This is a genomic window from [Phormidium] sp. LEGE 05292 (assembly GCF_015207735.1).
In the GTDB taxonomy this organism is placed as follows: Bacteria; Cyanobacteriota; Cyanobacteriia; order Cyanobacteriales; family Aerosakkonemataceae; genus Floridanema.
This window is the reverse complement of sequence record NZ_JADEWG010000031.1, coordinates 1-15,482: the sequence shown is the minus strand read 5'-3', so window position 1 is coordinate 15,482 and position 15,482 is coordinate 1. Positions and strand designations below refer to the sequence as shown.

At 39.0% G+C, this 15,482-nt stretch carries 7 protein-coding genes; all 7 read left to right on the top strand.

The window, feature by feature from the left end; all coding sequences use genetic code 11:
* Positions 1–43 precede the first annotated feature (43 nt).
* The 7 genes from IQ264_RS11515 to IQ264_RS11485 all read left to right on the top strand — a co-directional run bounded on the left by IQ264_RS11515 (position 44) and on the right by IQ264_RS11485 (position 15,464).
* Positions 44–1,162 (top strand): acyltransferase family protein, encoded by a 1,119-nt coding sequence (locus IQ264_RS11515; RefSeq protein ID WP_193980922.1) that lies wholly within the window; start codon positions 44–46, stop codon positions 1,160–1,162.
* 633 nt (positions 1,163–1,795) lie between these two features.
* Complete coding sequence (locus IQ264_RS11510; protein ID WP_193980921.1) at positions 1,796–3,646, top strand: response regulator; 1,851 nt, start codon at positions 1,796–1,798, stop codon at positions 3,644–3,646.
* A 121-nt stretch (positions 3,647–3,767) separates the two neighbouring features.
* Positions 3,768–8,321: a PAS domain S-box protein gene (locus IQ264_RS11505; RefSeq protein WP_193980920.1), complete on the top strand. Its 4,554-nt coding sequence runs from the start codon at positions 3,768–3,770 to the stop codon at positions 8,319–8,321.
* A 506-nt stretch (positions 8,322–8,827) separates the two neighbouring features.
* Entirely contained in the window at positions 8,828–9,202 is a 375-nt protein-coding gene (locus tag IQ264_RS11500; RefSeq protein ID WP_193980919.1) for a response regulator, read from the top strand.
* 259 nt (positions 9,203–9,461) lie between these two features.
* Positions 9,462–9,665, top strand: a complete 204-nt coding sequence (locus tag IQ264_RS11495) for a hypothetical protein (protein WP_193980918.1) — start codon at positions 9,462–9,464, stop codon at positions 9,663–9,665.
* Positions 9,666–9,920: 255 nt separating this feature from the next.
* Positions 9,921–13,616 (top strand): PAS domain S-box protein, encoded by a 3,696-nt coding sequence (locus IQ264_RS11490; RefSeq protein WP_193980917.1) that lies wholly within the window; start codon positions 9,921–9,923, stop codon positions 13,614–13,616.
* Positions 13,617–13,640: 24 nt separating this feature from the next.
* On the top strand, positions 13,641–15,464 hold the full coding sequence (locus IQ264_RS11485) for a response regulator (RefSeq protein ID WP_193980916.1): 1,824 nt from the start codon (positions 13,641–13,643) through the stop codon (positions 15,462–15,464).
* Positions 15,465–15,482 lie beyond the last annotated feature (18 nt).

The following is a 15,482-nucleotide window of genomic DNA, read 5'->3' as shown; positions in this document are numbered from 1 at the left end:
AAAAAATAATTTATCTTGATTCAAAAAAAGAGTTAATTAAGAAATGCAACAACAACATCAAGCTTCGATAAATATGGATACTTCAGTAAAGGCATTAGCTAACTTTAACAATAGGTTATTTTTTATTGACCTTCTTAAAGCAATGAGCATTACAGCAGTTGTTTCCTTTCACGCCATGTTTGTACCTCGTTCTAGTTATGAATCTAGTGCCTTACTTTTAGATATTTTGTTTGCTCCATTAAAATTTTGTGTCCCCGTATTACTCACAATTTCTTTTTTGTTATTAGAACGAGGATTAGTAAATAAACCAGAATTTAATAAGTGGAATTTATTAACAAAACGTCTGACTAGGCTCTTAATTCCGGCTGGATTTTGGTTTACTATTGCCGCTTTGTTGAAACTGATTACAGGAAATTCTTTAAAAACTATAACTTTACAAATATTAACTGGTAATATATTTACAGGGGCTTACTATTTTTTGATTATCTTTCAACTTTTTATAGTTTTAATATTAGTTAGAAACTCACTTAAAAAAGCTAGAAATTTTTTGCTTGCTGTTTTCTGTCAAGTAGTTATTTTTGTTTTGATTTATGCTTCTTTATCTCAGCAAATTTTTCCGGGTCTGATACCGATTCTTAGACAAATCGATCGACCTTTAATCATTTACTGGTTTGTCTATATAGCGATGGGTGTGTTTTTTTATCATAAACTGCCTTCTTTGATGCAAATTTCAACTAGTTTTAGTAGGGTTTGGAAGGTCATAATTTTACTATCACTCAGTTGTTTAATCATAAGTGAATATTCTCTTTTGTCAAACCTTACTCAAGGTAAGATTCCACCTTTTGATTATTTAATTTACTCCTGTATTATCAGCGTTCCTGTAATGTTTATCTGTTTTAGTAGTGTAGTGGAAAGTCAAGTTTCACCTGGAATCAGAAAATTAGTTTATCTGCTCTCTAAATACAGCTTAGGAATTTTTTGTATTAATGGTATTTTAAGTCAAATCTTGCTGTCTTTTGGTAGTCGTTGGTTTAGTGAATTTACTTTTAGCTTCAAAGAAGCCTTAATTATCAAATTCTTTGGTTGGATATTCTTACTCTTAATTTCTTTGGCATTTTCTATAATGTTGGAAAAATTTGGATTCAAAAAACTAGTTTGTTAATTTATCCAATAACAAATACAACAGGACTCTAATCGCATATTGTGTAATTGATGTGATAAGCTTGCATCGCATCTAAATTGTATATTTTTGGTGTTAGGCAAAAACCGTCAATCCCTCTCCCCATCCCCCCATCTCCCCATCAGCCTAAATATTCAATTTAAATGCGTAGCAGTTTATTATAGCAACCGTCAGGGCGGTTAACCCAGGAGGAAGGGCTAGAACCTTTGCTTTTACGACTTTTCCCACTTCTTTGATTTTGACGATCGTCATATAGCAACGGACATATCGGTTAGGACATTGTATTTTGATTTAAAGGCAACAGGTAAAAAGGAAATCAATACTTCTCGGTTAAGGGTAGGGGCGTTCCAGTAAGGAGGTTGAACCTCCCAAGACCTCGTTCCCAGGTTCAACCTGGGAACGAGAATACAGGTAAAAAGGAACTGCCCTAACAATTGTGGCGAATGCTATAAATTAGACTATAAGAAATTTGTGTTCTATTTCATCAACTCAGATCGGGACTTCTTCTCAAACAATTCTAGCAACGGTGGTGATAAACAGTTAACCCAAAATAAAAAAATTAATTTGGCAAGTTAATAGTTAGGATTTTTTAGTAGTTGATTAAAATTTAGTCTGATGAAAATACTTTTAGTAGAAGATGATACATTTGTGAGTACGGCGCTGGAAAAGATGCTAGCGGCGCATCACTACATAACTGATTTGGCGACTGATGGGCAAACTGGGCTAAATTTGGTTACAGTCGGGGAATATGACTTGATTGTGCTAGATTTGCAAATTCCGATTCTTGATGGGATTAGTTTGTGTCGAAAACTGCGAAGTCAAGGTTACACTAAGCCAATTCTTTTGCTGACGGCGAAAGGCTCTGATACTGATATTGTAGCTGGGTTGGATGCGGGAGCGGATGATTATGTCATCAAACCTTATGCGCCAGAAGCATTGCTAGCAAGAATTCGGGCCTTATTGAGACGAAGTGGCGCTATTGTTTCTAGTGATGTTCAAGTATCTTCTCACTTAACTTGGGGAAATCTTTGTTTAGATTTAAATTCTGGAAGGGTAACTTTTGGCGAACAAGTTATTCCTTTGACGGCGACGGAATATAATTTGTTGGAGTTGTTTTTGCGAAATCCCGATCGCATTTTCAACCGCAGTGCTATTTTAGATCGCTTGTGGGGATTTGAAGACGCACCTACGGAACGAGCAATTAATACTCATATTAAAGAGGTGCGAAAAAAACTCAAGGCGGGGGGTTTAACTGAAGAGATTATCGAAACTATTTATGGTATGGGTTATCGACTGAAACCTTGTCCGAAAAATAGTGCAGTTAGTCAGGAAGCAGAAACAGAAAAAAAACACAAGGTAATGACATCTATTAATAAGGTCATTGAGCAATTTCGCGATATATTGCAAGAACAATTGGCTGTGATAACTGCGGCAAAAACTGCTTTTTTAACCGGAAATTTAGACGAAAAATTATACCAATCAGCCAAGTACGAAGCACATAAATTGGCGGGTTCTTTAGGTTCATTTGGTTATCCTGAAGGATCGAGATTGGCGCGGACAATAGAACATCTTTTGCAAAAAAAATTTCCTTTAAGTAGTGAAGATATGGCTCGGTTTGTCCAATTAGTCACAGCGTTGCAAAAGGAATTAAGTAAATCTCCTATTCCCTTAGATTTGACAACTGAAGCAGTGCCAAAAAAACATCGGGTTTTGGCGATCGATAATGATGCCATACTTATGGAACAGCTATTAGCAGAAGCCGACGCTTGGGCAATTGAGATCAAAGTAGCACTGAATTTGTCAACTGCGCGATCGCAAATTACTTTAACACCTCCTGACTTAGTGCTGCTGGATTTGAGTTTCTCTGATACCGAAGAACATGGGCTAATGTTATTACAGGAATTAGTCGAAAAATCGCCACAAATTCCGGTAATTGTGTTTACTGATAAAAATAGTTTGAGCGATCGCTTAACAGTTTCACGCTTAGGAGCAAGGCAATTTTTACATAAACCCGCCACAACTGAACAAATTTTTCAGGCAATCAACCGTGTTTTTCAAACCGTTACTACAGAAGCTAAAGTATTAATCGTAGATGACGATCCACTAGTATTAACTAACTTAAAAGCATTGTTGACACCTTGGGGTTTAGAAGTATTTACTTTAGCTGAACCGGAAAAATTTTGGGAAGTCTTGATTGCCACTAACCCAAATTTAGTAGTTTTGGATGTAGAAATGCCTTTAGTTAGTGGATTAGAATTGTGCCAAGTGATTCGACAGGATTCTCAATGGGGAGATTTGCCAATTTTGGTGGTGACTGCTCATATTGATGCAGAATCTCTTCAGCAAGCTTTTGCCGCTGGAGCCGATGACTTTATTACTAAACCAGTATTAGGGCCAGAATTGGTAACAAGGATACTTAGCCGGATTGAACGTAATCGATATCGATTTTTATCAAAAAATAGGTAAAAATAGTATCAAATAGAACTCTTGCATCTAGAGCCAGAGCCTCTGTTTTCGTTCTCAGGTTCAACCTGGGAACGAGAGTAAGAGATCTGAATCAAAACAAGGAATGGGAGGAGTCGAGAAAATGTATCAAAATTTGTTACCTTTTATGGTAGCGATCGCTTCAACAGTAATCGCCCTCCTACTAACACTTTGGTTGAAATCATTACTCTATCCCTTAATTAGCTCCTTTTTTTACCTGGCGATTATTTTAAGTACCTGGTATGGCGGCTTTCGACCTGGATTTGTGGCAGTTGTCATCTCAACATTGGCGATCGATTATTTCTTCATTCCTCCCTTGAATCACATTGGAAGTCTTCAATTAGAAAGTTTATTGCGGTTGGGTGTTTTCTTCCTAGTTGCCTTAGCCATCAACATTTTTAGCAGTAATCTTTTAGATAGCCAACACAAGATTCAGCTACTTAGCCAAAAACTGGTGCAGCAAAATGTTGAACCTTTACTCATGGCAGCAGCAGCGGCAAAAATGGGGATGTGGAATGGGAATATAGTAACAGGAAAATTGAAATGGTCTCCAGAGCAACAACAGTTATTTGGTTTTGTTCCCGGAACCTTTGGTAGTACATATCAAGCTTTTATAGATTGTTTGCATCCTGAAGACAAAGAAGCAGTTCACAAAGGAATACAAGAGGCAATTCAAAATCATAGCCTTCTTTATCAAGAATTTCGGGTAGTTTGGGCAGATGGCAGCATTCATTGGGTTGAGGGCAAGGGACACGCTTTTTATAATGAAGCGGGAGAACCGATTTTGATGACGGGAACAGCTACGGCAATTGACGATCGCAAACAAACCCAAAACTTACTACAGCAGCAATTTGAGCGACAACGCTTGGTGATGGAAATCAACCAACGCATCCGCACATCGCTTAATTTATCAGAAACCCTGCAAATAACTGTAAATGAAATTCGCCGGATACTAAAAACCGATCGGGTAATTATCTTTCAATTTAACCCTCAATGGCGGGGAACTGTCCTAGTAGAATCTGTTGGCGCAGAATGGACAGCTATTTTATCAACTGAAATTTACGATCCTTGCTTTGGCGAAAACTATGTTGAACCTTTTAAACAAGGCTTAATTACTGTCAAATCCGATATTTATAAAGCTGAAATCGATCCCTGTCACGTACAACTATTGGCTAATTTCCAAGTCAGGGCAAATATAGTAGTTCCCATTATCAAGCAAAATGAATTGTGGGGATTATTGATTGCTCATCATTGCGAAGCGCCTCGGCAATGGCAAACTTCCGAAATCGAATTGATGCGACAGTTAGCCGCACAAGTGAGCATTGCGATTGGGCAATCCGAGTTATTTGCTCAGTTACAGACTGAACTAGAAGAACGAAAACAGATTGAAGCTAGCTTGCGAGAAAGTGAACTCCGATACCGCTCCTTAGTTCATGCTACGACTCAAATTGTTTGGCGTTCTGATGCTGAAGGTAGAACAATAATTGCGTCGGATAGTTGGGAAGAACTAACTGGACAACCCGCAGCAGAGTGCTTGGGGTGGGGTTGGCTGAGTGTTATTCATCCTGACGATCGCAATCGCACCACTCAAATCTGGATCGAATCCTGCACCAACGGTACTATTTACGAAACAGAGTCTCGGCTTCGCATTAAAGATGGTACTTATCGGGATTTTGCGGTTCGGGCTGTGCCAATTTTCAATGGTGATGGCGAAATCAAAGAGTGGATTGGCATCTGCCAAGATATTACAGAACGCAAACAAGCGGAAATTGCTTTACAGCAATTGAATGCCGAACTAGAAGCACGAGTAGCGCAACGGACGGCAGAATTGATAGAGGCAAACGATCGCTTACAAGAAGAACTGATCCTTAGTGCCAGATTACAACGGCAAGTGATGGAAAGAGAACGATTGTTAGGTAGTTTCTTTAATGCCGCATCATCCGCCAATATCGGGTTAGCGATTCACGATCGACAATTCAATTACGTCAAAATTAATCAAGCATTAGCAGACATTAACGGTTTTCCGATCGAAGCATATTTTGGGAGAAATGTAGCAGAAATATTACCAGATTTGGCTCCCCAAATAATCCCAGCCCTACAAAAGGTAATTGATACCAAAGAAGCGATTCGCAGGTTAGAAATAAAAGGAACTACTCCAAGTTTACCCGAATCCCTGCATTACTGGCTGGTTTCTCATTTCCCCATTTTTGACGAAACTGGACAGGTAATCGCTATCGGTTCGCTCTTGCTAGACATCACTGAGCGCAAACGCATTGAAGAAGCTCTCAAACTGACTCATAATCAATTGACTTTTCACATTGAAAATACCCCTTTGGCAACTATTATTTGGGATGCCGATTTTCGAGTTAAGCAGTGGTCAAAACAAGCAGAGCGGATCTTTGGCTGGAGTGCCCAAGAAGTCTTGGGTAAAAGAATGTACGATTGGCAATTTATTTTTGAAGCCGACCTAGAAAAAGTCAAATTAGTCGAGGAAAACTTGTTAAACGGAAATAAAACCCTGTGTAATAATCGCAATTATCACAAAGATGGCAGGGTGATTGATTGTGAATGGTACAATTCTGCTTTGCTCGATGAATCGGGGAATTTGGTGTCGCTTCTTTCTTTAGCACAGGATGTGAGCGATCGACAAGCCGCACTTCGCGATCGCCAACGAGCAGAAATTGACCTACAACAAGCTAATGCCGAACTACTAAAGCGCACAACTCAATTAGAAGAACTCAATCAGGAATTACAAGTAACTCTAGAAGAACTACAAATTATTCAGGAAAACCTTCAAGAAAGCTATGAGCAACTAGAGATCGCTCTCTCAGATTCACAACTGCATCGCTCCCGATATGAAGATTTGTTTAACTTTGCTCCAGATGGTTATCTGGTAACAGATACAAATGGAGTGATTCAAGAAGCTAATCAAGCCGCAGAAAACCTGTTTCTGGTCAGTCAATCTAGCTTAGTTGGCAAGCCCTTATCGATATACATCTCTGACCAAGATCGAACTATTTTTCGCACCGCTCTAAACCAGTTGACGCAGTGGTTTGCTCGCCAACGCTATGAGTTAACTATGAAACCTCGCCAAGGCAATCTCTTCCCAGCAGCGATCACTGCCTCTACTATTTACGATCAAAAAACGAAAATTACTGGGATTCGCTGGCTGATTAAAGATATTAGCGAACAGAAAAAAATCGAAACTGCTTTGCGCGTTAGTGAAGAAAAATTCCGTCAATTAGCTGAAAATATCCAAGCAGTTTTTTGGATCAAAGATACTCAAACTGAAAAAATTATTTATCTGAGTAAGGCTTACGAAACTATCTGGCACAGGAGTTGTGAAAGCGTCTATCAAAACCGTTTAAATTGGCTAGAAACAGTTCATCCAGACGATCGCCAGCGTGTTGAATTTTTATGTTGTGAACTACAAAATATAGAGTCTTTCGATCTAGAATATCGGATTATTCGCCCCGATGATTCTGTAGGTTGGATTCGCGATCGAGCTTTCCCGATCGCAAATGAAGCCGGAAAAATTATTCGAGTTGCTGGCATTGCTGAAGACATCACCGATCGCAAACAAGCCGAAGAAGCTTTACAACAGAGTGAAGAAAAGTTCCGTCAATTAGCCGAAAACATTCAAGCAGTTTTTTGGATCAAAGATGCTCAAACTCACAACAATCTTTATGTGAGTCAAGCATATCAAACTATCTGGCAAAGGAGTTGTGAAAGTCTCTCTCAAAACGCTTTTAATTGGCTAAATACAATTCATCCAGACGATCGTCAAAAAGTTGAATCTACATTCTTTAATCGAAAAAGAACAGAGCCATTACAAGAGCAATATCGCATAATTCGTCCCGATGGTTCGATTCGTTGGATTCGCGATCGAGCTTTCCCAATCCTAAATGAAGCCGGGGAAATTATTCGAGTTGCTGGCATTGCCGAAGACATCACAGAACAGCAACAAATTGAACAAATTAAAAACGAATTTATTGGCATTGTTAGCCATGAACTTCGCACACCTTTAACCGCAATTCAAATGTCTTTAGGATTGTTGAAAACAGGAGTTTATAAAAATAATCCCGAAAAGTTTCAGCGAATGCTCGATATAGCTTTGCTTGATACTAATCGTTTAGTAAATTTAGTTAACGATATTTTAGATTTAGAACGGTTAGAGTCAGGAAGAGTAGTTTTAGAGAAAACAATTTGTCAAGCAGTAGATTTAATCCAACAAGCCGTTAATGGCATGGAAGCACTTGCCACTGCTCAACAGATTACACTAAAAATTAATTCTACTGATGTCCAAGTCTGGGCGGCGCGGGATGCGATCGTGCAAACATTAACAAATTTGTTAAGTAATGCGATCAAATTTTCCCCTCCTAATTCTACAATTACCCTTGAGGCTAAATCTCAAATGGATCTGGTTTTGTTCCAAGTTACCGATCGAGGACGCGGTATCCCCGCCGATCAATTAGAACTTATCTTTGGGCGCTTTCAGCAAGTTGATGCTTCCGACTCCCGCGACAAAGGAGGAACAGGATTAGGATTAGCAATCTGTCAGAGTATTATTCAACAGCATGGCGGAGAAATCTGGGTTGAAAGTGTTCTAGGTAAAGGTAGTACTTTTTTCTTTACTTTACCGAGAAATTGCGGTTGACACTTTCACCGTCACAGCGCAAGCTTGACGGACTCACGCACTCTGGAGCCTGAAACCTAGATCCGAACTAGCCTGCCTTACTAAGGGGGGAACCTTCTGATAACGCAAGTTGCTAGTTACTTTACTTCTAGTCGTAATTGGTAGTAGGTAGTGGGTAATGGGTAGTAAAATATTTCATAAAAATCCTACTACCGACTACCAATTACCCACTACCAGCCTAAACAATAAATATAACTAACTAGCAACTTGAGTTAATACCAATTCTCTGTAAAATTGCGCTTAATCATTGCCCCTCCCCGTGTACGGGGAGGGGTTTGGGGTGGGGTTCCGTGCAGCGCATCTTCATAGAGAATTGGTATAAGCTCATTGACGGATTTAATAATAACCAAGTACTCTTTTATACTAAAATTTTCTCAAAACTAACTTTGAGAGAATCCCCGATCGAGCTATGCTTGCATGAGTAAATATGCGACAATATCTAATATATCTTATCGACAAATAAATTTATGAGCGGCAAAACAATATTAGTTGTCGATGATGAAATACATCTCCGGGAACTAGTGCAAGCTTGTTTGGAAGATTTAGGGGGATGGAAGACCATAACAGCTGCTTCAGGGGAGGAATGTTTGCAAATAGTACAAACCCAAAGGTTTGATGCTATTGTCCTAGATGTGTCAATGCCAGGAATGGATGGTTATGAAGTTTATCAAAGACTTCAGTCTAACCCAGCCACAAAATCGATTCCGGTAATTCTCCTCACTGCAAAAGTGTTACCTAGCGATCGCGATCGTTTTACTCAAATTGGCGTTACCGGAGTCATTACCAAACCTGTACAACCTATAACTTTAACCGAAGAAATAACCGAAATTTTAGGCTGGTAGCAAATGTTGAAAATTGTAAATAAATATTTAACTATGTATCAATAATGTAATAATTTTAGGTTCTTTACTAATTTTTTATTATTTTTTTCTAACCTAAAATGCGCTGATGGCTTAGTGAAGGTGGCTAATAACCCAAGCTGGGACGAAATCAGAGAAAGATTTGTTCCCAGTTTCCTTACCTCACCAAGGTGTCTGGTAGGAGATCGATCGGCAAAGAAAAGCGTTTTAAAAAAATAAGTTTTAATAAAAGAGGTTTATTATGGCTACCTGCCCTTGTTGCTCCGATCAAATGCTGCGTCACATTCGGGGAAATCAAACTTACTGGTTTTGTCGTCATTGTTGGCAAGAGATGCCTAATTTAGTTAGTTGTCAGCAGAATTTATCTCTGCCTAATATTTCACTTAGATCCGTAGGATTGAAAAAACCTCATTCTCTGTTAATAACTCCAGTTCCTAGTTATTAAATTGAGGTTGGTAGTAGGTAGTAGGTAATGGGTAATGGGATTCCTACTACCTACTACCCACTACCCACTACCCACTACCTATCACCACGTTAGTAAGTAGCAACTTGCATTAGTACTAGATTCACATCGAACAGACTATTAAAAATTATTTAAAATTTTACTCTGTTACTATAATAATCTAGGAGCAAAAATTTATATTGCGGATTGTTGAGCGGGGGGGGAAATCACCGGAAATTCGAGATATTTTAAATTATAATGACTCGATCGATCGATCGCGTTATGATTAAAATCCCGCTCACACTTATGCAAGTTATCCGTCGCACACTCATGATGAAAATTTGGTCGTTATTACTGGGTGTGATAGCTTCTGTCGCTGTTTTATTTTTGTGGTATCAGCTTAGCATAGAACAACATATATATATTGAAGATTTGACTCTTGCTGAAGCAACCACAATAGAAAGAAATCTCAGCCATGAACTGAGCAATCGAATCCGAGCTCTACAGCGGATGGCAAAGCGATGGGAAAGCCGCAATGGAATAGCAAGAGCAGTTTGGGAAAATGATGCAGCTGCTTTTGTTAATGATTTTTATGGTTATCGAGCGATCGAATATGTCGATTCTTCATATCATGTCCGTTGGATAGTACCATTAGCGGGAAATGAAGCAGCACAAAATCTAGACCTGAGCCAAGAACCTCGTCGCCAAATTAGTTTAAAGATTTCTCAAGCGCTTCGTCAACCAATTGTTACAGGATCTATTTCCTTAGCTCAAGGAGGCAAAGGATTTTTAGTAAGTATTCCGTTATTTGTGGGCGATCGCTTCGATGGCTTTATTTTAGGAGTTTTTCAATTTCCTGAGATATTTGAGGGAATTTTACCAATAAACAAAGATTACAAAGTTCAAATATACGATCGCAACCAATTAATTTACAGTCAAGGCTTACTAACTCAATCAACTCTGAAAAAAACCACCATAGTTAAAGCTTACGGAATTAATTGGCAAGTAGAAGTTTATCCAAATCTTGCCTTATTAGCAAAGGAAAAATCACCGCTGCCAAAAGTTGTACTAGTAGCTGGATTAATTTCCGCTTGGTTATTTGCCTTAGTCGTGTATCTAGTGCAACTGAGTTATCAGCGAATTCGTCAATTTGCCCAAACCAATCGAAAATTACAATGGGAAATCAGCCAGAAAAAAGAAATTAAAACAGCCTTAGAAATTTCTCAATCTCGATTAGCCGGAATTCTAGACATTGCCAACGATGCTATTATCTCAATCGATCAAAATCAAACTATTATCTTGTTCAATCAAGGAGCAGAGAAAATTTTTGGCTATAAAAATCAAGAAGTTTTAGGAAAACCTTTATCATTTCTATTACCAGAACGCTTTGCCAAATCTCACGATCGCCAAGTGCAAAATTATGCTAACACGCCGGGAGAAACCCGACAAATGGCAGATCGCGGAGAAATTTTTGGACGGCGCAAAGATGGTACAGAATTTCCTGCTGAAGCTTCAATTTCTAAGTTGAAGCTCAACGGAGAGGTAATTTTTACCACATTTCTCCGCGATATTACAGCTAAAAAAGCGGCAGAAAAAGCTTTGCGGGAAAGCGAAGCCACCAAAAAAGCAATTATTGAAGCAATTCCAGATTTGTTGATTCGGATGCGCTCAAACGGAGATTATTTAGATTTTATTGCTAGTAATGAATTTAATATTTTTCGGCCCGATCGCGATCGTCTCGGAGTGAACATTTATGACATACTACCGCAAAACTTAGCACAAATGCGAATGCAGTATACTCAAAAAGCTCTGCAATCAGGCATGATGCAAATTTATGAACATGAAATCTTAATTAAAGAGAAACTACGTTACGAAGAAGTGCGAATAGTGCCATTTCTGCCTGATGAAGTGTTGATTATGGTACGAGACATTACCGAACGGCAAGCCGCACTTTGCGAACGCAAGCAAGCCGAAGCCGACTTAAAGCAACAAAAAGAAATGTTTCAAACAATTGTCAGCCACATTCCAGTGATGATTGCCATGTTTAACTCTCAAGGTAGAATAGAATTTGTGAATCATGAATTGGAAAAAATTTTAGGTTGGTCACTGGCAACATGGCAACAGCGAGATGTTTTACAAGAATGTTATCCAGATCCGATAGATTACCAAGCAGCGTTGGAACACATGATGTTGGCAAATGGAAAATGGCAAGATATGAAAACCTTAACTGCGACTGGACAACAATTGGAGACAAGCTGGGCAAATGTGCAACTTTCCAATGGATATTTTTTAGGCATCGGACAAGATATTAGCGAACAGCAAGCGGCGCTACGCGAACGCAAACGTAATGAAATCGAACTACGACAAGCAAAAGAAGCCGCAGAAGCTGCAAACTTAGCCAAAAGTATTTTCTTAGCCAATATGAGTCATGAATTACGCACGCCACTCAATGTAATTCTCGGTTTTACTCAAGTATTGGAACGCGATCTTTCCCTAACTTTGAGTCAAAAGGAAGACTTAGAAACCATTCGTCGCAGTGGCGATCACCTACTCAACCTGATTAACGATATTCTAGACTTTTCCAAAATAGAATCCGGGCATTATACGCTCGAAGAAACGACTTTTGACTTAATTGCTCTACTCCACTCTCTCAAAAGTATGTTAGGTGAACGAGCAAGTTCTAAAAAATTACAATTGCTGTTTGATATTGCTCCAGAAGTACCCCAATTTATTATTAGCGATGCTCAAAAATTACGTCAAATTTTGCTAAATCTCCTGAGTAATGCCATTAAATTTACCAACCAAGGTAGCATCACTTTACAAGTTATAGTTATGCCTGAAAGTTGGGAAGTTGAGGACAAAGAGACAAGGGGACAAGGGGACAAGGGGACAAGGGGACAAGGGGAAGTGTTGGCGGGTTTATCTGGGGAAAAACTTACCCCTACAACTCAAAACTCAAAGCTATCCCTTCAGTTTCAAGTGACAGATACGGGAGTAGGTATTGCAGCTGAAGAATTGGAGACAATTTTTGATGCTTTTGTTCAGGCGCAGGCGGGGAGAAAATCTAGCAATGGAACTGGTTTAGGTTTAACCATTAGTCGCAAGTTACTGCAATTAATGGGAGGAGAAATTTCTGTGCGTAGTACTTTGGGAAAAGGAAGTACATTTACCTTTACTGTTCCTGTAACTCTAACAAATGCAGTAATTATTGAGTCTCAGGAGAACTTCCGCCGAGTGATTGGCTTAGTTCCTAATCAACCTCAGTGGCGAATTTTAGTAGTTGACGATCAAAAAGATAATCGCTTGCTGTTAGTTAAGTTACTCATGCAGTTAGGTTTTGCCGTCCGAGAAGCTACTAACGGACAAGAAGCAGTGCAAATTTGGCAACAATGGCAACCTAATTTAATTTGGATGGATATTCGGATGCCAATACTAGATGGATATGAAGCAACCAAGCAAATTCGAGCAATGGAAAAGGAACCTACTAGTATTATTATTGCTCTAACTGCCCAAGCTTCTCAGAGCGATACGCCTGTCGGCACGCAAAGCGACCGCACACTCGCCCTAGCCGCAGGTTGCAACGACTATATCAGCAAACCCTTCCGAGAAGAAACTTTATTTCTCAAAATGAAGGAATATTTGGGTTTAGAATACACCTATGCAGAACCCAACCCCAAGGAAAACCAGCAACCAAACTCTGTTGCTGCGTTAGAAAATCAAGATTTATGGGATGAATGCGATCTTAAAGTACTAAATTTATTACCTGAAGAATGGTTCATGCGAATGGAAAATTCTGCTGTCTGTGGAGACGATGTTGCCGTTGCTGAACTCATTGTCCAACTTCCGCCAATGCTATCTAAATTAGCCATCTATTTAACTAAATTGGCAAACAATTATCAGTTTGAAGAAATTATTCAATTACTCTCAACTCTTTCCTCTTTAAATAGCCAATAGTTTATAGCAAAAAATCTTTTTATTATGGTTAACTTACTTAAGTCCCCATCAGAAACAAATATTCTGATTGTAGACGATCACCCGGACAATTTGCGGTTGCTAGCTAAAATCCTAGAGTTGCGAGGCTATGTTGTTCGTAAATCCCTGACTGGGAAATTAGCGTTACAAACTGTACATCGAAATCCACCGAATTTGATTTTGCTGGACATTAATATGCCAGGAATGAATGGCTATGAAGTTTGCCAAAAGTTGAAAGAGTCAGAAGTTACCAGCCATATTCCAATTATATTTATTAGTGCTATGGATGAGATAAGTGATAAAGTCCGGGGATTTGAAATCGGCGGACAAGATTATATTAGTAAACCTTTTCAAGAATTAGAAGTATTAGCAAGAATTAAAAATCAATTATTAATTCAACAACAACAGCAACTTTTAGTTGAACAAAATCAGAAATTAGAAAGAGAAGTTCATGAACGTCAACTTGCCGAAGCAGAAGTCCGGCAATTGAATATTAATTTGGAACGAGGAGTACAAATTCGCACCTTGCAATTACAACAATCCTTAAATTTTGCTGCCACTTTAAAGCAGATTTCCGATCGAATGCGGGACTGTTTGGATCAAAACCAAATTTTGCAAATGGTTGTGGAAGCATTGGGAAGTGCGTTGGAGGTGAATTGTTGTCATGCTGTCCTTTATCATTCCGATCGCTTACATTCCATTATGCGATATCAATGGATACAGCCTGGACTAAATTTTACTCAAGAACAAACTTTTTATCCCATAGATTTTCCTGAGCTTTTTCAGCAGTTAAGGCAGAAATATTGCTTTGCTTTCTGTCCGATTGAGTCGGATTCAAGTGGGAATCATGCAGCAATTTTTGCCTGTCCAATTTTTGATAATCAAGTAGCAGAAACAGGTATTTTAGGCGATTTGTGGTTATACAAAACTTGTGCTTCTAGTTTTGGTGAAATGGAGGTAAATTTGGTGGAACAGGTGGCGAATCAATGTGCGATCGCTCTCCGCCAAGCCCGTCTTTATGAAGCAGCACAAGCTCAAGTCCAAGAACTGCAAAGGCTCAATCAGCTTAAAGATGATTTTCTTCATACCATTTCTCACGAATTGCGCTCCCCGATCGCTAATATGAAAATGATAATTCAACTATTGGCAACTTTGTCCAATCAAGAAGATAATCAAGTGGAGGCAAACTCTAACTTATTAACTCAAAACCGTCAAATTTTGCAGTATTTGACAATTTTACAAGAAGAGTGCGATCGGGAACTTCTTTTAGTAGAAGACTTGTTAAACTTACAACATCTGGAAGCCGGAACTTATCAGCAACAACTCGCAAGAATTAACCTCAAAGATTGGTTTCTCCATGTTATTGAGCCGTTTGAAGTTCGCAGCCAAAATCATCGACAATATTTTCAAGTTAATCTTGCGCCAAACTTGCCAACAGTAAGTTGCGATTCATTCAGCCTCAGTCGGGTGGTTACAGAACTATTGAATAATGCTTATAAATATACTCCCGCAGGTAGCACGATTGCGATCGAACTTAGCACCTTTCAGCAAGAAACAACACAACAAGAAGCTAGTATTTCTCTAATCAATCAATCTTCTTGGCTGCAATTCATCGTGACTAATACAGGAGTGGAAATTCCTACCGCAGAACTTCCCCGGATCTTTGATAAATTTTATCGCATACCCCAAAACGATCCCTGGAAACATGGTGGCACTGGTTTAGGACTGGCACTAGTGAAAAAGTTGGTCGAACAAATGGGGGGAAACATCATCGCCAAAAGTGCCAATAATCTCACTGAATTTATTGTTCAATGCCCACTTAGTTGTTAGGGAGATGCGGGAATGGGG

What these genes read in the sequence shown, in the direction of transcription:
- IQ264_RS11515 (WP_193980922.1), top strand. Translation starts at nt 44, where the DNA reads ATGCAACAACAACATCAAGCTTCGATAAATATGGATACTTCAGTAAAG.
- IQ264_RS11510 (WP_193980921.1), top strand. Translation starts at nt 1,796, where the DNA reads ATGAAAATACTTTTAGTAGAAGATGATACATTTGTGAGTACGGCGCTG.
- IQ264_RS11505 (WP_193980920.1), top strand. Translation starts at nt 3,768, where the DNA reads ATGTATCAAAATTTGTTACCTTTTATGGTAGCGATCGCTTCAACAGTA.
- IQ264_RS11500 (WP_193980919.1), top strand. Translation starts at nt 8,828, where the DNA reads ATGAGCGGCAAAACAATATTAGTTGTCGATGATGAAATACATCTCCGG.
- IQ264_RS11495 (WP_193980918.1), top strand. Translation starts at nt 9,462, where the DNA reads ATGGCTACCTGCCCTTGTTGCTCCGATCAAATGCTGCGTCACATTCGG.
- IQ264_RS11490 (WP_193980917.1), top strand. Translation starts at nt 9,921, where the DNA reads ATGACTCGATCGATCGATCGCGTTATGATTAAAATCCCGCTCACACTT.
- IQ264_RS11485 (WP_193980916.1), top strand. Translation starts at nt 13,641, where the DNA reads ATGGTTAACTTACTTAAGTCCCCATCAGAAACAAATATTCTGATTGTA.